Annotated in this window: 17 protein-coding genes; 10 read left to right on the forward strand and 7 right to left on the reverse strand. The window is 62.7% G+C overall.

What is annotated here, in order from left to right; all coding sequences use genetic code 11:
• Positions 1-164: 164 nt before the first annotated feature.
• The 3 genes from BBA01S_RS18455 to acnA are packed head-to-tail and all read right to left on the reverse strand — an operon-like array spanning position 165 to position 4,511.
• Complete coding sequence (locus BBA01S_RS18455; RefSeq protein WP_027817747.1) at positions 165-899, reverse strand: ABC transporter substrate-binding protein; 735 nt, start codon at positions 897-899, stop codon at positions 165-167.
• A 35-nt stretch (positions 900-934) separates the two neighbouring features.
• Positions 935-1,828 (reverse strand): GntR family transcriptional regulator, encoded by an 894-nt coding sequence (locus BBA01S_RS18460; RefSeq protein WP_027817748.1) that lies wholly within the window; start codon positions 1,826-1,828, stop codon positions 935-937.
• Between the two features lie 34 nt (positions 1,829-1,862).
• A complete protein-coding gene (gene acnA, locus BBA01S_RS18465) occupies positions 1,863-4,511 on the reverse strand; it encodes an aconitate hydratase AcnA (RefSeq protein ID WP_027817749.1) in 2,649 nt (882 codons plus the stop codon).
• 247 nt (positions 4,512-4,758) lie between these two features.
• On the opposite strand from acnA, the gene BBA01S_RS18470 reads away from it, so the two are divergent.
• The 3 genes from BBA01S_RS18470 to BBA01S_RS18480 all read left to right on the forward strand — a co-directional run bounded on the left by BBA01S_RS18470 (position 4,759) and on the right by BBA01S_RS18480 (position 8,519).
• Complete coding sequence (locus tag BBA01S_RS18470) at positions 4,759-5,820, forward strand: lactonase family protein (protein WP_042297519.1); 1,062 nt, start codon at positions 4,759-4,761, stop codon at positions 5,818-5,820.
• Between the two features lie 66 nt (positions 5,821-5,886).
• Positions 5,887-7,215 (forward strand): MFS transporter, encoded by a 1,329-nt coding sequence (locus BBA01S_RS18475; RefSeq protein ID WP_027817751.1) that lies wholly within the window; start codon positions 5,887-5,889, stop codon positions 7,213-7,215.
• 68 nt (positions 7,216-7,283) lie between these two features.
• The gene (locus BBA01S_RS18480; protein ID WP_027817752.1) at positions 7,284-8,519 is read left to right on the forward strand and encodes a porin; all 1,236 of its coding nucleotides are present in this window, start codon (positions 7,284-7,286) and stop codon (positions 8,517-8,519) included.
• 446 nt (positions 8,520-8,965) lie between these two features.
• Here BBA01S_RS18480 and BBA01S_RS18485 read toward each other — a convergent pair whose 3' ends face one another.
• The 3 genes from BBA01S_RS18485 to BBA01S_RS41735 form a co-directional block, all read right to left on the reverse strand.
• Positions 8,966-9,235, reverse strand: coding sequence for a hypothetical protein (locus BBA01S_RS18485; RefSeq protein WP_245641519.1), 270 nt, complete (start codon positions 9,233-9,235; stop codon positions 8,966-8,968).
• A 295-nt stretch (positions 9,236-9,530) separates the two neighbouring features.
• Positions 9,531-10,280, reverse strand: a complete 750-nt coding sequence (locus BBA01S_RS18490) for a hypothetical protein (protein ID WP_245641520.1) — start codon at positions 10,278-10,280, stop codon at positions 9,531-9,533.
• Positions 10,281-10,288: 8 nt separating this feature from the next.
• Positions 10,289-10,615 carry a hypothetical protein gene (locus BBA01S_RS41735; RefSeq protein ID WP_156965984.1) on the reverse strand — a complete coding sequence of 109 codons (327 nt, stop codon included), beginning with the start codon at positions 10,613-10,615 and terminating at the stop codon, positions 10,289-10,291.
• A gap of 214 nt (positions 10,616-10,829) precedes the next feature.
• Between BBA01S_RS41735 and BBA01S_RS18500 the strand changes: the two genes are divergently transcribed.
• The 7 genes from BBA01S_RS18500 (at position 10,830) to BBA01S_RS18530 (ending at position 18,406) form a co-directional block, all read left to right on the forward strand.
• On the forward strand, positions 10,830-11,774 hold the full coding sequence (locus tag BBA01S_RS18500) for a metallophosphoesterase family protein (RefSeq protein ID WP_027817755.1): 945 nt from the start codon (positions 10,830-10,832) through the stop codon (positions 11,772-11,774).
• A gap of 81 nt (positions 11,775-11,855) precedes the next feature.
• On the forward strand, positions 11,856-12,152 hold the full coding sequence (locus BBA01S_RS18505; protein WP_245641528.1) for a cupredoxin domain-containing protein: 297 nt from the start codon (positions 11,856-11,858) through the stop codon (positions 12,150-12,152).
• Between the two features lie 298 nt (positions 12,153-12,450).
• Positions 12,451-13,446, forward strand: coding sequence for a sugar ABC transporter substrate-binding protein (locus BBA01S_RS18510; RefSeq protein WP_027817757.1), 996 nt, complete (start codon positions 12,451-12,453; stop codon positions 13,444-13,446).
• A 10-nt stretch (positions 13,447-13,456) separates the two neighbouring features.
• The gene (locus BBA01S_RS18515) at positions 13,457-15,025 is read left to right on the forward strand and encodes a sugar ABC transporter ATP-binding protein (protein ID WP_027817758.1); all 1,569 of its coding nucleotides are present in this window, start codon (positions 13,457-13,459) and stop codon (positions 15,023-15,025) included.
• A complete protein-coding gene (locus BBA01S_RS18520; RefSeq protein ID WP_027817759.1) occupies positions 15,022-16,086 on the forward strand; it encodes an ABC transporter permease in 1,065 nt (354 codons plus the stop codon). The genes BBA01S_RS18515 and BBA01S_RS18520 overlap by 4 nt, the downstream gene beginning before the upstream one ends.
• Positions 16,079-17,038 carry an ABC transporter permease gene (locus BBA01S_RS18525; protein ID WP_027817760.1) on the forward strand — a complete coding sequence of 320 codons (960 nt, stop codon included), beginning with the start codon at positions 16,079-16,081 and terminating at the stop codon, positions 17,036-17,038. The genes BBA01S_RS18520 and BBA01S_RS18525 overlap by 8 nt, the downstream gene beginning before the upstream one ends.
• A 738-nt stretch (positions 17,039-17,776) precedes the next feature.
• Positions 17,777-18,406 (forward strand): nitroreductase family protein, encoded by a 630-nt coding sequence (locus BBA01S_RS18530; RefSeq protein WP_027817761.1) that lies wholly within the window; start codon positions 17,777-17,779, stop codon positions 18,404-18,406.
• Between the two features lie 159 nt (positions 18,407-18,565).
• On the opposite strand, the gene BBA01S_RS41740 is transcribed toward BBA01S_RS18530, so the two are convergent.
• Positions 18,566-21,037, reverse strand: coding sequence for a penicillin acylase family protein (locus tag BBA01S_RS41740; protein ID WP_042297479.1), 2,472 nt, complete (start codon positions 21,035-21,037; stop codon positions 18,566-18,568).
• Positions 21,038-21,077: the final 40 nt, after the last annotated feature.

The following is a 21,077-nucleotide window of genomic DNA, read 5'->3' on the forward strand; positions in this document are numbered from 1 at the left end:
CGGCCGGTGAAACGCCGGCCAGCGTTGCAGGACAAGTTCGCGCGAAGCTCTTGTTCCGCGAACCGGGTTGCTGTTCACGCGACGTGGTTCGCGGCCACACCGTGCCCAGGCGTACTTTGCAGGCGAGCGCACAACGCGGTTGGCAAAGGCCCACGCTCACGTATTCAAGCAGCCGGGGCCACCGAAGCGCCTTCGATGCCATGCCTCGCGAGCGCATCGCCGACGAATCCCGATGCTTTCTTTTGCTCAACGAAATCCGCGAGCACCGCGGCAGCCTGCTCACCCCGGCTCCTTGCGACGCCCATCGCCTGGCGAATCACCATGAAACGCTGATCCAGAAGACGCAAGCCGCCAACCTTGCTCGCATCGGCCTGCAATTGCTGCTTGACCCCTGCGGCCACCTCCAGCCCTTGCTCGATGAAGGTCTGCACCACCGCTGGCGACGTTGGCGCGCGCACGATCTGCGCCGCCTTCAATTCGCGCGTGAGGAAGAGATCATAGGCGCTGCCCTTGCCAACGGCCACGCGATGATTGGCTGTATCGACGTCGGCGTTGGTGCGAACGGGCGAATCCTCGCGCACGAGATAGAACCCTTCGATCAGCACGTAAGGCGCGGTGAACGCGATCGTCTCGCCACGCTTGGGATCCACCGCGAAAAAGCCGAAATCCGCGCGTTCGTCGCTCACGGCCTCGACGGACTTGCCGGCCGCATCGAACACCACGAGTTCGAGCGGCAACCCAAGATACGCCGCAAAATCACGGGCGAGATCCACGGATACGCCAAACGGCTCGCCCGTGGCGGAATCGCGATTGGCAAGAATCGGATTGCCGAGATTGATGGAGGCGCGCAAGACGCCCGTGGGTGCGAAAGCCTCAACGACAGCGGGATCGATATTCATAAGTGATGTGTGCGACGCCGCGTGCCGGGCGTCTATTACGGTTCAAAGATTTCGCGGATATTCGACAGCGCATCGAGCGTATGCAGCAAATGCTGACGCAGTTCCTCCGAGGCGTCCTCGTTGCGCTCATGTTCGAGCAGTTCGAGCACGTAAAGATGCTGCTTCGCATGCTCGACGTAACGTTCGCGATGCTGCATCGAACGATAGGACAGCAGTCGCCGCACACGATTCACGCGCCGGATCGTGTCGATGAAAAAGCTGTTTCCCGAAGCCTCGACCAGCGATTCGTGGAATCGCACGCCACGTTCGTGGAGTTGATCCGCGGTATCGGTTTCAATGCCGCCTGCCAGCAGGTGTTTTTCCACCTCCCGGCAGCGTTCGAGCACCTTGCGATCCAGCTTGTAGCCGGGTTCGAGCAACGCGGCCGGTTCCAGCGCAAGACGCAGGCGGTACGACTTCAGCAGACTATCCGGCGTTGTGAGCATCGGCGAAAACTCCCAGCCGTAACCGGGTTTGCGTTCGGCCCACCCCTCCTGCGCAATGCGGCTTAACACGGCGGTCAACTGGCCTGTCGTCAGGCTGTAGCGCGTACGGATCAGTTGCTCGGAAAACGTATCGGGCAACTGACCTTTGAGCCGGTCATCCGCGATCTGGAAATACACGCGGGTGACAAGATCGGTTTCGGAAAGACCCAGCTCTTCCACGACGTCGGACAGCGACTCGATCACCGGACGCGCCACGAAAAACCCGCGATTCTTCTCGCGCGTGAGCACGCCCTTCTCGTGCAGCAGCGCGAGCGCTTCATTCACGGGCGAGCGCGACACACGCAGACGGTCAGCGAGCATCTGCGCGGGCAGATGTGCGCCGGCCTCCATGCCTTCGGTGCGGATCAGGTCGAGTATCTGGGTCGCGATGGATTGGTCGATCATTTCATTCAGCTATTCCCGCAACACGTGGCGTCGCTCAATGGCTCCCGGTTGCGAGTGTGTTTTGCAGGATCAGCGGAATCACGCCGCCCGAGCGCAGCAATCGGCATTCAAGCTGCGTTTCCACGGCCGCGCGCACGTCGATCGATTCGATGCGGCCATCGGCGCGCACGATCCGAACCGGCACCGCGCAGCGCGGAGAGATCGTCGCGGCGTCCGCCTGGATGTCGAGCATATCACCCGGCCCAAGGGCGAGCGTATCCGGATGCGTGCCGGGCGCGAAGCGCAGCGGCAGAATCCCCATGCCGATGAGATTCGAGCGATGGATACGCTCGAAGCTCGCGGCCAGCACGGCGCGAATACCCAGCAGACGCTGGCCCTTCGCGGCCCAGTCGCGCGATGAACCGGTGCCGTAGCGCTCGCCTGCCACCAGCACGACCGCGTCGCCCGCATCGGCATAACGCTGCGCGGCTTCGAAGATCGGCAGCACGTCGCCGCTCGGCACATGCAGGGTGTGTGCGACCGGCATGCCCGCTTGCAGGCGGTTGACGAGCGTCTTGTTGTAGAACGCCGCCCGCATCATCACTTCCCAGTTGCCGCGCCGCGACGCGAACACGTTCAGGTCGTCACGGTCGTCGCCGCGCGAGACCAGGAAGTCGGCGACGAAGCTGTCCTTCGGAATCGCACTCGCGGGAGAAATGTGATCGGTGGTGATGTCGTCGCCCAGCACCAGCAGCGGATACGCGCGATAGTGCCCAAGCTGGCTGCCCTGATCGGCGGCCGCGAACGGCGGCCGGCGCAAGGCCGTCGATTGCGCGTCCCACGGAAAGCGCGCGGACGACGGCGCATCGAGATCGAACCAGGCGGGATTGCGGCTCGCCACCGCAAACGCACGCGGATAGTCCTCGGGGTCGGCCGACTGCGTCACCAGCGCCGCCACCTCCTCGCGCGTGGGCCACAGATCGCGCAAAAAGACCGGCGTGCCGTCGGCGGCAATCTGCACCGGTTCGCGGTTCAAATCGATTTCGGCATTGCCTGCCAGCGCGAAAGCAATCACAAGCGGCGGCGACATGATGAAACCTAAATCGAGATCCGGATGAATACGGCCCGCGAAATTGCGGTTGCCCGACAATACGGCGACGGGATAGATGCTGCCTTCGGCCTGCGCCTCGCGCACGCTTTGCGTGAGCGGCCCGGAATTGCCGATGCAGGTCGTGCAGCCATAGCCGACGATATCGAAGCCCACGGCCGCCAGATCATCGGTCAGGCCCGCGCGCGCCAGATAATGCGCGGCGGCGGGCGACCCCGGCGCCAGCGACGTCTTGATCCACGCAGGCACGCTCAGGCCCTTCGAATGCGCCTTGCGCGCGACCAGACCGGCAGCGATCAGCAAGGCGGGATCGGAGGTGTTCGTGCAACTCGTAATCGCGGCAATCGCCACGGGGTGGCGCGGCATATCCGCATGCTGCGTATGGGCGCCTGGCTTCGGCGCGAATTCGAATTTCGCCAGCGCGGCAGGCAGCGCCGTGTAATCGAGCAGATCCTGCGGACGGCGCGGGCCCGCCACGTGCATGCCGATGGTCGCGAGATCGATTTCGATCGTGCGCGTGTAACGCGGCGTGGCGTGCGGGTCGAACCAGAGGCCTGTCGCGCGCGTGAACGCCTCGACAAGGGCGATGGCATCCTCGCTGCGATGCGTCGTGCGCAGATAGTCCAGCGTCTGGCTATCGACCGGGAAAAAGCCCGTTGACGCGCCATACTCTGGCGCCATGTTCGCCACGACTGCGCGCTCGCCGGCGCTCAACGTCTCGACGCCGGAACCGAAGAATTCGACGAATTCCCCCGCTACGCCAATTGCACGCAGGCGCTGCGTAACCGTCAGCGCCAGATCCGTGGCGAGCGCGCCCGGCTTGAGCGCGCCCGTAAGACGAACGCCGATCACGTCGGGAATGCGCTGCATCACCGGCATACCGAACATCACCGTCTGCGCTTCGAGTCCGCCCACACCCCAACCCAGCACGCCGATGCCGTTGATCATCGGCGTGTGGCTGTCGGTGCCGATCATCGTGTCGGGCACGGCCCAGCTCTCACGCTCACCGCCACCATCGCGCTCCACCCGCGTCACGACCGTCGCGAGTTGCTCCAGATTGATCGTGTGCATGATGCCCGTGCCGGGCGGATGGATGCGCACGCCCGTGAGCGACTGCGACGCCCAGCGCAGGAAGCGGTAACGCTCGCTATTGCGGCGCAGCTCCAGCGCGAGATTCTTCGGCGCCGCCTCGCGCTCGCCGAAAAATTCCACCGCAAGCGAATGATCCACCGACGAATCCACCGGCAGCACCGGATTGAGCGCAGCCGGATCGGCGCCCGCTTCGGCAAGCGTGTCGCGCATCGCGGCGATATCGACCAGTGCGGGCGTGCTCGTCGTGTCGTGCATCAGCACGCGATTGGGCTGAAAGGCGATTTCGTGCTCGCTCGTGCCCCGCGCGCGCCACGCAAGGATGGCGTCGATGGCGGCGCGGCGCTCGTCGCCCTCCGTGTTGCGGATCACGTTTTCGAGCAGCAGACGCAGCACAACGGGCAATTCGGCGAGTTGCGCGCCGAACATCGCCAGCAGATCGACGTATCGCAAGCGTGCACCAGCAACGTCGAGGTGGCCGGTCAGTGGGGTGTCAGTGTTTTCCATGACTGTATTTTTGCACTTTTACAGGCAAAAATGCAATCATAGTGAAAACCCCAAACATAACAATCCGGAGACAACCATGGAAAAGAGCGGCGGCGACGCATGGCGTGCGCCCTTCGATGCGAGGCGTCGCAGGCTCGTGCAGGCGGGCGCTTCGCTGGGCGCGCTGGCACTTTCGGGGCTGGTGGGCCCGCCGGTCTTTGCCGCAAAACCGGCCTCTGGCCAACGAGATTTAAAAGGAATGAACCCCATGTTTGCTTATGTCGGCTCGCGCACCACGCGTGAACGTAACGCCCGCGGCGATGGCATCAGCGTGTATCAGGTCGATCCCCAGACCGGCGCGCTCACCCTCGTCCAGCTCGTGAAAGACCTCGTCAATCCGTCGTTTCTTGCGCTTTCGGCCAATGGCGAACGGCTCTATACCGTGCATGGCGATCTGAGCGACATCAGCGCGTTCAAGGTCGATCCGGCGAGCGGCGAGCTCACCTTCATCAACCGCCAGAGCACCGAGGGCAAGAACCCCGTGCACCTCGCAATCGACCCGAGCGGGCGTTACGTGGTCGTGTCGAATCACATCGGCGCAAGTCTTGCCGTGCTGCCCATCGCCGCCGACGGATCGCTCGAACCGCTCACGCAACTGGTGCATCTGGACGGCCCTATCGGCCCGCATCGCATCGAGCAGAAGCAGGCGAAGCCACATTTCAACCCGTTCGGCCCTGGCGGCAAGTACGTGATCGTTCCGGACAAGGGACTCGACCGCACGTTCTCGTTCCGCTTCGAAAACGGCACGCTCACGCCCGCCGCCCAGCCTTTCGTCGAATCGCGCGAAGGCGCCGGTCCGCGTCATATCGCGTTCCATCCGGACGGCCAGTACGCCTGGGTCGTCAACGAACTCGACTCCACCGTCACCGCGTATCGATACGACGCCGTCACGGGTTCGCTTACGCCGTTGCAGGTGCTGTCCAGCTTGCCCGATACGTTCACGGGCAACAGTCGCGCGTCGGAAATCGAAGTGGATCGCAGTGGACGTTTCGTCTATGCCTCGAATCGCGGCGACGACAGCATCGCCGTCTTCAGCATCAATGCTTCGAACGGTCATCTGCGGTTCGTCGGCGCCGATCCGACGCTCGGCAAGACGCCCCGCTTCATGACAAGCACGCCCAACGGCCGCTTCATGTACGCGCTCAACGAAGACAGCGACACCATCGTCGCATTTTCAATCGATGCGCAGTCAGGCCGCCTCGCGCCCACGGGTTTCGTCGAAAAATCGGGCAGCCCGGTCTGCATGGTGTTTTCGACCGCTCGGGCCTGATCCGCACGCGTCGCGTCAATCGCATTTCAGAGGCACGCGGCGGGCGTCCCCCGCCGCAGGAGACATATGCATTCCCCCATCACACCCCTCGACGAACGGGCGGTCGTGCGCAAGATCGCCTGGCGCATCATCCCGTTCGTGTTTGTTCTCTACATCATTTCCTATCTGGATCGCGCCAATATTGGCTACGCAGCGTTGCAGATGAACCGGGAGCTGGCGCTCAGCAGCGAGGCGTTCGGTTTCGTTTCCGGCATTTTCTTCATTGGCTATTTTTTATTCGAAGTGCCAAGCAACGCCATGCTCGCCAGGTTCGGCGCACGGGTCTGGATTGCCCGGATTCTCGTGACGTGGGGCGCAATCTCGGTCGCATCGGCCTTCGTCCACACCGCGACCCAGCTTTACGTCGTGCGCTTTTTGCTGGGAGTCGCCGAAGCAGGCTTTTTTCCAGGCATCATCGTCTACCTGACTTACTGGTTTCGTGCGAAGGAACTGGCCACCACGGTCGCGCTTTTCACGGCAGCCATTCCGGTTTCCTATATCGTGGGCGCGCCGCTGAGCACCTGGATCATGGATCACGTCCAGTGGTTCTCGTGGAGCGGCTGGCGCTGGATGCTCGTGCTGGAAGGTGCGCCTGCGATCATTGGCGGCATCGTCTGCTTCCTGTTCCTGAGCGACCGGCCCGCCGACGCGAAATGGCTTTCGCCCGCCGAGCGCGAATGGCTGCAAGGCCAGCTTGCTGCGGACGCACGGGCACGGCCGAACGCGCGACACTTCGGCTCGTTCAAGGCAATGGGCAATCCGAAAGTGCTGTATCTGGCGTTCATTTACTTCGTGTATCAGTGCGGCAGCCTGGGCGTGGGCTACTGGATGCCGCAGATCATCAAGGGATTTTCAACCTCGCTCAGTCATACGCAGATCGGCCTGATTGCGATGATCCCGTATATCTTCGCGACCCTCGTCATGGTGCTGTGGTCGAGAAATTCCGACCGGCGCAACGAACGGCGGCTGCATTCGGCCATCCCGCTTGGTGTGGCCGCAGCGGCGCTGCTGGGTGCGGGCCTCTCGAACAACCCGTATCTGTCGATCGCCATGATCAGCCTGAGTCTGGCTGGACTCTATGCGTTCAAGTCGCCGTTCTGGGCGCTGCCTACGTTGTTTCTGTCCCGCTCGACGGCAGCGATCTCCATTGCCGTGATTAATTCCATCGGCAATCTGGGCGGCTTTGTGGGGCCGTTTGCGATTGGCTATATCAAGGGTGCGGGCGCCAGCGCAACGCCTGGGCTGCTGTTCCTTTCCGGTCTGCTGGTGCTCGCGTTTCTGATGACCTTGCTGCTGCGCCTCAACGAACACCCGGAAACTGACCAGGCCGGCTCGATGGCCAACTCACATCACTAGGCAGTAACTGCGGCGCTTCTCCATCGAAGCGCCGTTCAATAACAATCAGCGCTCTGGAGACATCGCGAATGAAGAAGTCGGCCATTTATTTTGGCATCCTTATTACATGCACCTCTTACCCGGTGGTTAGCCGTGCGCAAAGCAGCGTGACGCTTTACGGCGTCATCGACAGCGGCATCAACTATACGAACAACGTCCAGAAGGGTAAGACCGCCACCGGTTTCACGGGCGGCCATCAGGTCGCCATGATCGAAGGCGGGTCGGCGGGCCTGCAAGGAAGCCGTTGGGGGATCACGGGAACTGAAGATCTCGGCGCGGGCATGAAAGCGATTTTCCTGCTTGAAAATGGCTTCTACAGCAACAATGGCGCGCTCAACCAGGGGGGCGCCATGTTTGGACGACAGGCCTATGCTGGAATTAAAAGTGATGTCGGGACGGTCACGCTGGGTCGCCAGTACGATCCGGTCGTCGATCTTTTCCGACCTTATCTGGCTGCGCCGCAATGGGGCGGTTACATGAGCGCTCACCCCGGCGATCTGGACAACGCGCAGAACACCCGGCGCATCAACAATTCGATCAAGTTGCGCAGCGCCACCTGGCACGGGCTTACCGCCGAAGCGATCCTCGGGCTGGGCGGCGTTGCCGGCTCTTTCGCGCAGAACTCGATCTGGGGCGCGGGCGCATCGTATGCCGCAGGGCCATTCTCCGCCGGTGCGGCCTATCTCAACGTGAGCAACCCGAACACCTCGTTCTTCGGCGCGAATCCGAATGCCGGACCCGCGACGAGCAACAACCTCGGCAGCTTCGGCAGTGCTACCAGCCCCGAATCGAATCCCGTTTTCGCGGGCTATGCCTCGGCCAGTCGTATGGAGATTACCGCAGCAGGTGTCGGACTGACGCTCGGCGCGCTCAATGCGAACGTGGCGTACTCGAATACCCGCTTCGACAATCTGGGATCGTCGGCGGGCCCCAACCCACTGCATTACGCTGGCGCCGCCGCATTCAACAACGTCGAAATCAACCTGCAATATCAGATCACACCTTCGCTGCTCACAGGCATTGCGTACGATTACACCCGAAACGGCGGTGCCGGAGGCAAGCATGGTGCGGATTATCATCTCTTCAGCGCCGGGCTCGACTGGTTCCTCTCCAAGCGAACCGACCTTTACACGATTGCCGTTTATGAAAAGGCCAGTGGCATTGACTCGACGGGCAGCCAGGCGGTTGCCCAGATCACCGGGCTGACTCCGTCATCGACCGACAGGCAGCTCGCGCTACGCGTTGGCATCCGTCATAAGTTCTAGGCAGTACAGGTCTATTTAGTCTGCCGCTCTGGTAGCGGACGAACCTGTCGCTGGAACGGCTGTATGAGTCTGCTAACAGTCTTTGAGCCCGTGCAGGATTACGGTGCCCTTGCTGGCCGTATCTGCCGCGATGTTCGCGCGCCTCCGATCGCTCTGGATCGAGCAGACATCGCCACGCGCGGCGCGAGTATGATCGTGCGCTTCGTTGCGAAGATGCCCGGCGCTGGAGAGTGACCGTAAATATGACGTAGTCTGTCTTCCGCTACCTTCTCCAGATCCGGGCCGCTGTGAAAAAGTCAGCCACGCGAAAGAGAAAAAGCCCGCAATCAAGCGGGCTTTTTCGTTTCCTGACGATCTTCCAGCGAAGGTGCCAAGCGAATAGCCGACGTACCTCCACTTCTGCATGAAGCCGTGAGCGGCGGTACACCGCTCAGGCACAACTCACGCTAGGCAACCACAACCTGCTTTCCTGCGGATCTCCAATGCTCGCTATTCGCCTTGTCTGGAATGCGTACCGTCGCCAATAGCGGCATATAACCGAGCAATTTTGCTGCGCTCACAGCAAGCGTTTCGGAGGCAAGGCGTTGCTCCGAGAGCTTTGTACCGTCCAGGGTTTCGATGCAATAGCCATCGACTGGCCCCCATTGCCCCTTAGGCAGGGGCTCGATATAAACGTGCAACATCACATGGCTCCACGAGATTGAAAGTCGGGTCACTGCTGCCTCCTGAAACTACTGGCAGCCACTGGATTTGAAACGCTTGATAGTTAGCGTATCCCAACCCCGCCCCGAACAGGCCGTCACCCCATCCGCGCGAAACCCCTAAAAATCGCCAATAAATCATGGGCCTACAAAGGACATTTCACGATATGAAGCGATATTGCCCTATGCGCAAGATAGACGGGCAATCGCAAGTTTCGCCGTCCTGGGATACGCGACATTGTTTCAGGATGTGATACCACGCCAGGAAGATGAGGTAATCACTCGCGCGGGCGTATGTCTCTTCAACTCCTCAGGGACTCAGTGAGTCTCTCCTCAGCCTTCGACGTTCAAGACCGTTGCGCAACTGGCCCAGGATCAAGGCACTGGCAACCAGGGCGAAATACAGGGTGAGGAGATTGTGACGCCAGGCGTCGAGCGCGAATCGGTGGGCCACGAGCGTCGGATCGGCGCGAGGAGGAAGGCGGTTCGTCCCCTCGACCACTCGCATCATCCGGATAAAGCCCGCTGCGGACAGCAACGGCAACAGAATCATGAACGCCTGCAGGGCAGGCTTCACGCGCCGCGCCCACGCATAGTGGCGCAATCGGAACCACACGCCCAGGCAGCCGTGTATCCAGCCCGGAGCCAGCAGCGCAAGCTGCAGACCCTGCGTGCCGCTCGTGAGCAGCACGGCGATGACACGCTCGTAGTCCGGCTCGAAGCCATAGAGCGTCGACGCGAGGCGGGTCGTCACTGCGTGGCGGATCAGCAGCATTGGCAGGCTGAGCTCTGCCCAGAGACGGATCCACTCGGCGGCCGGCAGCGCCCAGTGCCGCCGCCCATAGATCGTGTGCAACGCCAGCGCAAAATGAATCGATGCGGCTCCATACAGGGCGATCGTACCAGGCGTGCTGCGCCACAGTCGCAGCGCGAGGACGAGACCGCGTCCCGCAAGGTCGAGCGACGCGATACCGAGCGCGTGATTGACCAGATGCAGAAAGAGATAAATCAGCATCAACAGGCCCGAGGCAAGCTGAAGACGGCGCAGAAAGACTTGCACCCCGATCCTCACTGCGTCGCCCGGGCGGACGTCCCATCGACGGCGCGCCTCTGACTTCGCTGGACGATACGCGACATGCTTCGCGCGGGCTTCGCTATGGCGCCCGTTGTTCTCGCCAGTTTGCTGATGCGCCGGCGCAACCGGCCAAACGCGCTGGCCGCCGACAACCCGTGCGGGGCGCTGTCACGCTGGTGCGCCGCGTACAGCTTCAGCGACTCCGCGAACCGCTGTAACGCCGATACCGAACCGCATACGCTCTGGTACTCCTCGCGTCCAATCCTGCCATCGAGGATAACGGTCAATCCCGACGCACGGGCTAGGTCGATGATGTCCATTTCGATCTCCCATTTGGGTGCCTTGTCTGTCATACCGCGGGCAGGCGCCTGTTATTCCCGGCAGCGGCAGATCCATCACGCGACAAGAATGCGATTGGCGACCGGGAATAAAACGGACACCTCCGCGGTATTACGTCTGGAACCTGCCCTGGAAGTCCTCCGGATTGATCCGGTAGCGCGCTTCCCCAATCCAGTCATCAGTCGAGAGGACACCATGCCTTCAGATCTTCCTTCCCAGCCGTCGCGCCGCAGCGCCCTGAAATGCCTCGCTTTTGGTGGCGCAGGCACTCTGTTCGTACTGGCAGGTGGTGTTCTCACGCCAGTGGAGTTGGCCCTTGCCGCTGGCGACAAGGACAACCAGGCGGCTTCCGGCGTTCCTCTTTTCCTGCAGATCAGCGACTCCCATATCGGCTTCAACAAGGAAGCCAATCCCGACGTGGCGGGAACGCTCAAACAGACGATTGATTACGTCAACGCCATGCCGGTCAAGCCAGCCCTGACGATTCACACGGGCGATATTACCCATCTCTCCAAACCGGCAGAATTCGATCTTGCAAGCCAGTTGCTTTCCGGGTTGAACATCACCGAGTTGCACACAGTCCCCGGCGAGCATGACGTGACGGACGGGCCGCAGGGCGAATACTTCAAACGCTTCGGCCAGCCGTCCGACAACCGGGGCTACTACAGCTTCGACCATAACGGCGTGCACTTCATCGGGCTCGTCAACGTGATGCATTTCAAGCCGAACGGACTGGGGAGTCTGGGTGAAGACCAGCTCGCCTGGCTCGGAAACGACTTGAAGGGGCGCACGTCCAGCACGCCGATCGTGGTCTTTACGCATATGCCGATGTGGACGATTTACGAACCTTGGGGCTGGGGCACGGGAGACGCGGGCCAAGCAATGGACTACCTGAAGCGGTTCGGCTCCGTCACCGTTCTGAATGGTCATATCCATCAGATCGTCTCCAAGGTCGAAGGCAATATCACCTTCCACACCGCACGGTCAACTGCCTATCCGCAACCGACGGCTGGCAATGGCCCCGGCCCTGGGCCGTTGACGGTGCCGAGCGATCAACTGCCAAAGATGCTTGGCGTGACGAGCATCAGGATCTCGCCCCATCCGCTTGTCGCGACGCTTTCCGACACGACGCTCGCCTGACGTGAAGCTCATCATTCAACAAGGAGCCTGGCCATGCACTCCCCTTTCTTTCGCCTTGCGTTCATTGCGCTCGGGAGCGTCATGCTCACGACAGCATTAGCCATCGGATCGCCTGCCGCCCATGCTCAGGACTCCAATGAGATTGTCATCAAAAATTTTATGTTTTCGCCGATGTCCCTGACGGTCAAGGCCGGCACCACCGTGACCTGGAAAAATATGGACGGCGAGCCACATTCGGTCGTCAATGACGCTGGCATATTCCACTCCGCCGCGCTCGACCAGAACGAAACGTATCAATTCAAATTCGACAAGCCGGGGGTGTACAACGTGAACTGCGGCATCCATCCGTACATGAAAGCGACCATCACCGTGCAGTAGGTCGATCGTGACCCTTTCCGGTCACTGCACAGGCTCCAGCACCATCACCGGTAGCACCCGCCAACAAACTACAGCGCGACCGGATTTATCCAGAAGCAATTCACATCAGGCGTTCTATCCTTAGCTCGATTAAATGTTTTGCCGCTACGCTCATGCCGCTTAGATTCGCAGCACAGCGCGATTTCCGCCCTTTCCTGGCAAACACGTGACCCGCACGTGGGAAACGCCGTGACAACGAATCGACGACGACATGAGCCACGCGACACTCCACCTTCAAGCCCCCTTCAAACGCGCCGCCATGATCCTTGCCATCGCACTGGCGACGCTTGGCGCACTGGCCGGATCCAGCGCACCCGCCTATGCCCAGGGCGACGCCGACGTACCGTCGCTCAAAGGCAAACGTATTGGCATCACGGCGATCGGCACCGATCATTACTGGGATCTCAAGGCCTACCAGGGCGCCATCGACGAGGTCAGGCGTCTGGGGGGCACCCCCATCGCGCTCGATGCGGGACGTAACGACAACCGCCAGATCGCGCAGATCCAGACGCTCATCGCGCAGAAACCCGACGCCATCATCGAACAGCTCGGCACCGCCACGGTGCTGGAGCCGTGGCTGCAGAAAATCCGCCAGGCTGGCATCCCCTTGTTCACGATCGACACGGCGTCGCCGGCGAGCCTGAACGACACCACCTCCGATAATTTTTTCATCGGCGAGCAACTGGCGCTCAAGCTCGTCAACGATATTCACGGCGAAGGCAATATTCTCGTTTTCAACGGTTTTTACGGCGTGCCCGTGTGCGCGATCCGCTACGACCAGTTGAAGGCCGTGCTCAAGTACTACCCGAAGGTTCACATCATCGAGCCCGAGTTGCGCGATGTGATCCCGAACACCGTGCAAAGCGCCTACGCTCAGGTGAGCCAGTTGCTGGCGAAGTATCCGAAGGGGCAAATCTCGGCGATCTGGGCTGCGTGGGACGTGCCGCAAGTGGGCGCGACCCAGGCCGTCGATGCGGCGCATCGCAACGAGATTCGCACGTATGCCGTCGATGGCAGTCCGGACGTCGTCACGCTCGTGAAGGACCCGAAGTCGAGCGCCGCCGCCGTGGTCGCGCAGCAACCGGCGCTCATCGGCAAAACGGCCGTCGACAATGTGGCGCGCTATCTCGCCGGCGAGCGCAATCTGCCGCCCTACACCTACGTGCCCTCGATTCTGGTGACCAAGGACAACGCGGGCGACGTGCAGAAATCGCTTGGCCAGGGCACACAGACCGGCCAGATCGCGTCGAAGTGAGCACGCCGGCATGATCTCATCGAACGGCGGAGTTCCCGCACTCGAACTGCGCCGTCTCATGAAGCAGTATGACGGCGTGCAGGCGCTGCGCGGCGCGTCCTTGAGCGCTGCGCGCGGCACCGTGCATGGCCTGATCGGGCAGAACGGCGCGGGCAAATCGACGCTCATCAAGATTCTTGCGGGTCTGGAACGCGCGGACGCGGGGGAGATTCACGTCGACGGCATGGCGATCGACGCCAGCACGCGCAGCGAGATCGCCTTCATTCATCAGGAGCGGCTGCTGTCGCCGACGTTCACCGTGGCCGAAGCACTCGCACTCGGCGACGAACCCGTCGTGACGCCGCGCGTGAGAAGCCTGCGTGCCCTGCTCCCGCTCCATCGGCGCTGCATGCGCAGGCGTGCCGCCGAAGCGCTGGACGAGCATTTCGGCATCGCCTTGCCGCCTGACCGGCTGATCGGCGAACTCAGCGTCGCCGAGCAGCAGATCGTGCAGATCACCCGCGCGCTGATCCGCTCGCCACGCATCCTGGTCTTCGACGAACCCACTGCCGCACTCGTCAGCCGCGAGGTCGACCGCCTGCTGCGGACGATCGATCAGCTACGCGCGCGTGGCCTGACGATTCTTTACGTCTCGCATTATCTGAACGAGATCGCTTCGCTCTGCGATCGCGTGACCGTGTTGCGCGACGGTGTCGATGTCACTCACGTCGATGCCCGCGCAACGCCCGTCGAAACGCTGGTGTCGGCGATGCTCGGCGAGCAGCCGCAGGCGCGTGCGCGACGTGTCGCGACATCGTCTCAGGACGTGGTGCTGGAGGCGCGCGATCTGCATGCGCCGGGCCGCTTCGGGCCGCTGTCGTTCGCGCTCAGGCGCGGCGAGGTGCTGGGCGTGACAGGGCTGGTGGGTTCGGGCGGCAAGCCGCTGGTTCGCAGTCTATTCGGTCTTGAGCGCGGCGTGCTGGGCGAATTGCGCGTGCGCGGCAAGACCGTGCGCCTGCTGCGTCCCGCCGATGCGGTGCGCAAAGGTATCGCCTTCGTGCCCGAGGATCGCCGCCGCCAGGGCGTGATGACCGCCATGCCCGTGCGTGACAACCTTTCGCTGACCGCGCTCGCGCGTTTCAGTCGCTTCGGTCTGGTCAACACGCGCCGGGAAACGGCAGCGGCGCGCACGCTGATCGACACGCTCGGCGTGCGTACACCCGGCCCGCTCGCGCCGGTGCGGCATCTGTCGGGCGGCAACCAGCAGAAGGTAGCGCTCGGTAAGTGGCTGGGCCGCGCGACTGACGATGGTGCCGCCATCTATATCCTCGACGAGCCGACGGTGGGCGTCGATGTCGGCGCGAAAGCAGACATCTACCGGCTGATCGACGCGTTGGTCGCGCAAGGCGCGGCCGTGCTGATTTTCTCAAGCGATCTGCACGAACTGCTTGACGTGACTGACCGCGTGCTGGTGCTGGCGCGCGGCGCAATCGTGCAGGACGCGCCATCGCATGCGCTCAGCACCCAGGACCTGCTTGCGTGGGCCACGCTCGCGCGTACCGGCAACTCGGGCGTACTGAAACAGGAGAACGCAGCATGAGCGGCAAGGCAATCGGGCGCGTTGCGCTGCGTTCGAACGACCCGCTCAACGACGATCGCGCCCATACGGGCGCGACGCGTCCCAGCGGCATCGCAAGCACTCAATTCTGGGTACGCGGCGCAGCCATGCTCGCGTTCGCGCTGGTGTTCGCAGTTTTCGCGGCCACCTCGCCGCTTTTTCTGACGCTCGCGAATCTCGCGAATATCGTGCAGCAATCGGCCGTGGTTGGCGTGCTGGGCTTGGGGCTCACCGCCGTGCTGATCGGCGGCGGCGCCGATCCGATCAAGGGTGGCCTCGATCTGTCGATCGCGGCGAACATGGGCCTGTGCGCCGCCGTGCATGCCGTTGCCCTGCGCGCGGGCGTGTCGGCGACGGCGGCCGTGGGACTCGCGCTCGCGGCGGGCGTGGCAGTCGGCGCGCTGAACGCATTCGCGGTGCTCGGCCTGCGCATCTTGCCGCTGCTCGCCACGCTCACGACGATGAACCTCTGCGCTGGCCTCGAACTCGTGCTCACGCAGAACACGTCGGTACCGGCTGCTTCGCCGCTGCTGGCTTTTCTGATCGACGAAGGCGCGTTCGGCATTCCGCATCTCGCCACGGCGTTGCTGGCCGTCGCCCTGCTGTTTACCGTGCTGGTGCATTACACCCCGTTCGGGCTGCGCCTGCGCGCGAGCGGCGAATACGCGCAGGCCGCGCGGGCGGCAGGCTTGAACGTACGTGGCTATGTGGCCTCAAGCTATCTGCTCGGCGGCCTCGCGGCGGCGCTGGCGGCATTGGCGTCGTCGGCGCTGCTCAGCGGCAGCTCGCCGGGCGCAGGCGAAAACCTGCTGGCCGTGGTCGCGTCCGCGCTGCTCGGCGTGGTGTTCTCGCGACGCATGGTGCCGACCATGCCCGGCACGCTGCTCGCGGTACTTTTTATCGGCGTTATCGGCAACGGGTTTCAGCTCGACAACGTCTCCAGCTACTGGGTCAATGGCGTCGAAGGCACGCTGATCCTGTTCGTCGTCGCCACCACGGCACTATTGCGCCGCCGTCACCTCGGAATCGACGCTCATGACTGACTGGTTCACGCGCGTTCAGCGCTTTTCGCTGCCTGGCGCGCTGATCGCCGTTAGCGTGTTCTTCGCACTGTGCTCGCCAGGCTTCGCGCGGCCCGGCAATCTCGCCGATGTCCTGCTCAACAACTTCGCCCTGCTGGCGATTGCCGCGCTGGGCATGACGCTCGCGTTGTCGATCGGCGCGGTCGATCTGTCGATCGGTACGGCTATCGACGTCAGCAGTCTCGTGTTCGTGGTGCTGAGCGCGCATCATGTCGGCGTGCTGCCGGCAGCGGTGGCGGCGCTCAGTGCTGCCTTGCTGGTGGGTTTGTTCAACGGTGTACTGGTTGCGGGCCTGGGGATCGCGCCGTTTCTGGCGACGCTCGGCACGCTGTTCATCGGCCAGACCCTTCAGCAACTCGCGACGGACGGCGGGCAACCGATCTATCTGCTCGGCGTCGATCTGCCGACATTGTTCAGTGCGCTCGCACACGGCACCTTCGCGGGCGTGCCGGTGCCGCTGTGGATCGTTGCCGTGCTCGCGCTGGTCGTACATGTCGCGCTCGCGCATTCGGTGTTCGGGCGCTATAGCGCGGCGCTCGGCACCCAGCCTGGCGTCGCGCGGTATTCGGGCCTGCCCGTCGCGGCGACAATCCTGGCGACGTTTGTTGCGGGCGCACTCATTTATGGCGTCGTGGGCCTGCTGCTTTCATCGATGGTGAAAGCTTATGTGCCGCAAGCCGGTAATGGCTATCTGCTCAATGCGATTGGCGCGACATTTATTGGCACAACGCTTTCGCGTGCCCGGCGCCCCAATGTGCCAGGGACGCTGCTGGGCGTGCTGCTGTTGAGTCTGGTAGCAAATGGCTTACTGCTGAGCGGCTGGAATTTTTACTGGCAGCAGGTGGCCACGGGCGTGCTGATTTTTGCGGTGCTCGCGCTAAGTTTTCTTTCGCGGCGTGGCGAGCTAGTTTGATGTCAATTGCGACGTTAGTCCGAAAACGATTCGTCGCGCGCCGCCTGCCGTCACGCCTTGCTCATCTGATGATTGGCCTCACGCGCGCGCATCGGAATTCGGCGCACAGGGCGTGAGCGTCAACGCGATCTCACCGGGCCTCATGAAGCACGCGGGAAACGAGGGCGCGGAACGTAATACCAGTGACGTCCAGGATTCCAGCTGACCAAACCGGTGCGGGGGCTTCGCTTGCGTCTCCAACTGCCGTCTGCCCAGCAATTACCCAGAGCAATCCCTTCAGTCGAAAAGCATTGTGAGTGACTGAGGAACGATTCCGAATCGATCCTCATTGATGTTCGTGCGAATTCCTTTCCATAGTTCGCCATCGTCGATTTCAGATCTTTGAGCGCAAAGGCGACACATCACACGGCATACTGAAATTGCTGCACTCTCAGTAGTCCGACGCAATTCTGATCCGGCCAGATCACGCAGCGGTCGTATGAGGTCTCGATAGACGAGTGAAAAATCGAATCAGCGATGCCTCTCTGATCGATCTCGTCCGGCCTGCACACATTCGCTCGGTCAGCGCATCCGCAGATGCGCCAACGTCCCTTTCTACTGTTGCCTCGCCGTATGCATTTGCCACTGCAACAGCATAAATCAGTTGCCGGCAAAATTCAATGAATGAGAATCATTTGCAAATAAGCGATTTTGTGATCATCATAGGAACAGATTCTTCAAATGGATAAAGCCATGGATATGCCTGTTACATCGAAAACGCAAACTCATTTGACATCCGCAGCAATACCCACGCGCGATGCGTTTTTTGAACCGTTGTTCGCACGACAATCAGCGTGGCCGCTCATCGAGCCTGGGCCTGGCGATGCCGAACTTGAATTGATCTTCGACGCTGCACTACGCGCCCCCGATCACGGTCGCCTGCGCCCTTGGCGCTTCGCCTTTATTCGAGGCGAAGCGCGCGTGGACCTGGGTGAAATTCTCATCGATGTCGCCGCGGCGCGCCAACCTGGCACACCACGCTCCTCACATGAAAATCGCCGCGAGAAAGCGTTTGCTGCGCCGGTCATCGTCGCTCTGGGCGCGTCGATCGTCGCTGGCGGGCCGATCCCGGAGCTTGAACAGATGCTGAGCGTGGGCGCCGCGACAATGAACATGCTCAATGCCATTCACGCGCTCGGTTACGGCGGCTTCTGGGCCACCGGCATCGACACCTACGACGAGAAACTCAAAGCCGCTCTCGATTTCGAACCCGACGACAAGCTGCTCGGCTTCCTGTTTATCGGCACGCCGAAAAATCAGGAGCGCACGGCGTTTCGCCCGCCGCGCGCACAGCATTTCCGCGAATGGCTGGGTCGCACGTCCATTTGATCGATTCGCTCCGCGCCGCGACGTGTTCTGTTTCGTTCGGCAGACGAGCAGAGGCCGCACGAACCGTTACACGCCATCGATGCGCTCGGCTGGCGGAGTTACGAGCAGATCCTCTAACGCAACTTCACGCATCGTCGGATCTGCCCGTGTCCTGCCGCCTTATTGCGTGCTGTCGAGCACTTCGGTGCGGCTGCCTTTGGCGGCTTCAGCCGCTGCCTGATCGAACAGGAAACGCGTCCAAATCTTGTGCGCATAGCGCGCCGTGCCTTCGGCAAAATTCGCAGAAGCCGGATCGTTCGATTCGGACGGCGCCATCATCGTGTCCGCCTGCGGCCCCTGCTCGCCGAACCCGACCACCTGCATATAGCTGTTTCCATGCAGATCGCCATCGGGCGCGGTGGCGCTGCGCGGGATCATGCCTTCCATGCAGGCCGAAGTGAAATAGCCCGCGTAGTCGCAGCCCCCGTACAGCGGATAACGCACGTCGCCACGTTGCGAGTAGAGCCACTGCGCGCGGGTGGAATCGAGTGCGAGCCCCGCCTTCTTGAGTGTCTCGACAGCTTTGGCAAGCGCCTGCGTCAGAGCCGCTTTCACCATCGGATCGTCGGCTTTCAAACCGGCAGGCGTGTCGAGCGGGCGCGCCGGGTCGAACGGCGTGGCGTACAACTGCTGTGCTGGGATCTTGCTGGCCTCGCGCCAGAACGCGTCCCACAGATTCGCGCCGCGTGCCTGCGCATTGCCGCTGCCGTCCCAGCCGCGCAGCACGTTGCAGGCTTCGCTGAGATCGACGCCATTGACCAGCGTGCGGGTCGTGCACAGCGCATCGAGCACGGGCTTGCGCAGCAGCGTGGCCGACATCGATTCGCTGTCGAGCACGCGCCGCTCCAGTGCCTCGCGCGTCACGCCGCCGGGCTGCGCGAGCAGTTGCGCGGCGATCGTATGGCCAAGCCGCGTGCGCAGCGATTGCGCTGTGCCGGTCTCGCCCATGATGCTGGCGTAGCCCGTGAGCGGCGCGGCCGGATTGCTGAGCCAGAAGCTGCCATTGAAATTGCCGACGTAATCTTCGCGCAACAGGCTGGGCATCGCCTGCACTGGCAGCCGCGCCTTGCGTGCCTCGTCGTGCGACGCTGCGACTGGCGCGCCGCTCCACGCGCACTCCGATCGGCTGCCGTCGAAGAACGGCACGCCCGGCACCATCGCGTCGAAGGCATGACCTAACGCGGTCGTGCAGCGCGCAGCCAGCGCGTCCGGCACGTTGGGCACCGCGCCGATATCGGCGTACCAGACGCGCGGATCGTCACGGCCGATCGCGACGGTATTGACCCACGGCATCGCCGCGAAATGCTTTTGCGTCGCAATAAAGGCATCGAGCGAACCAGCCCGGCCCCACTGCAGGAAGTTCTCGAACGCTTCCGCGTTATCCGCGTTCACGTCGTGCAGCGCGAACGCGTGCGCATTGCTCCATTGCAGCGGCTTCGCCGTCGAAGAAAGATCGACCAGTGGACCGAATCGCGAGCGATATAGCGTGCGCGTCACCGGCGCAAGCGTGCCGTCGGCATGGCGCACCTGCACCGTGACGGGCACGGCATCGAGGTCCTGCACGCGGCCATCGTAGAGATACTGGGTCGGGTGGCCCGGCACGAGCTTCAGCTCGAACACCCCGAAGCGGCGCGCGGTGGACACCGTGTGCGTCCACGCCACATTGCGATTGAAGCCCATCACGATCACCGGCACGCCGAGAAACGACACGCCGGCCACGTCGATCTGGCCAGGAATCGTCAGTTGTGCCTGGTAGAAGCGATCGGGGCCGCGCCAGAACCAGTGCGGGTTGCCGAACAACAGGCTCTGCCGGTCGCGCGTCTCGCCCGCGCCGAACGCCAGCGCGTTGCTGCCGATGCCATGCCCGCCGCCGACTTCGAACTGCGCGGCGAGCGTTTGCGCTTCAGGCGTGGCGCCGCCATCGCGCGGCTGCCCGGCTGCCGCCGCGGGCCCCGGCAACGCTACGCCGGCCTCGGGCGGATGCGCATTCGCGATCGCCCCGATAAAGCGCGTCGCGCCGCCCGCGAGCATCGCCGCCATCAAACGCCGATACACATCGTCGGCGGAAATCGGCATGACCCACGGCTGGCCGCGGCATTGCGACTGCGCGCCCGCATGAGCGCCGTGAGCAAGTTCGCCGACATAGCGGTCATAGCCCTCGGCGAAACCGTTCACGAGCTTCTGCATCGGCGCGGTCTGCGCGGCGCGATAGCGTGCGACCGCCGCGTCGTCGAGCATGAAACGGAAGAAGAAGTCGGCGTCGAGGTTGCGCGGCATGCCGAACGACGAGGTCGAATCGCCATGCCCGTCCGCTCCGAAATACTGCGAGCGCGCGCCGCGATACGTGACGAACGCCTGCGCCATCGTGCACAGATCGTCCTGCGCCTGCACATAGCCGTACCCGTAGCCGAGATCCTGCCAGTTCGACGCACGAATATGCGGCGTGCCTTCCGCCGTGCGCACGATCCGCACGTGGTGATCGTGCCCACCTGGGCCGGCGTCCTCCGCGCCGATGTTCTGTTGAGTTGCGCAAGCGGCCATCAGCAGCGCGCTTGCCGGAATCAGCATGGCGTATCGCAGGGTACGTGTCATCGGATCCTGTGGTCAAACGTAAAGAAAATACAGTCGTCGC

The sequence above is a fragment of the Paraburkholderia bannensis NBRC 103871 genome, assembly GCF_000685015.1.
Lineage (GTDB): Bacteria > Pseudomonadota > Gammaproteobacteria > Burkholderiales > Burkholderiaceae > Paraburkholderia > Paraburkholderia bannensis.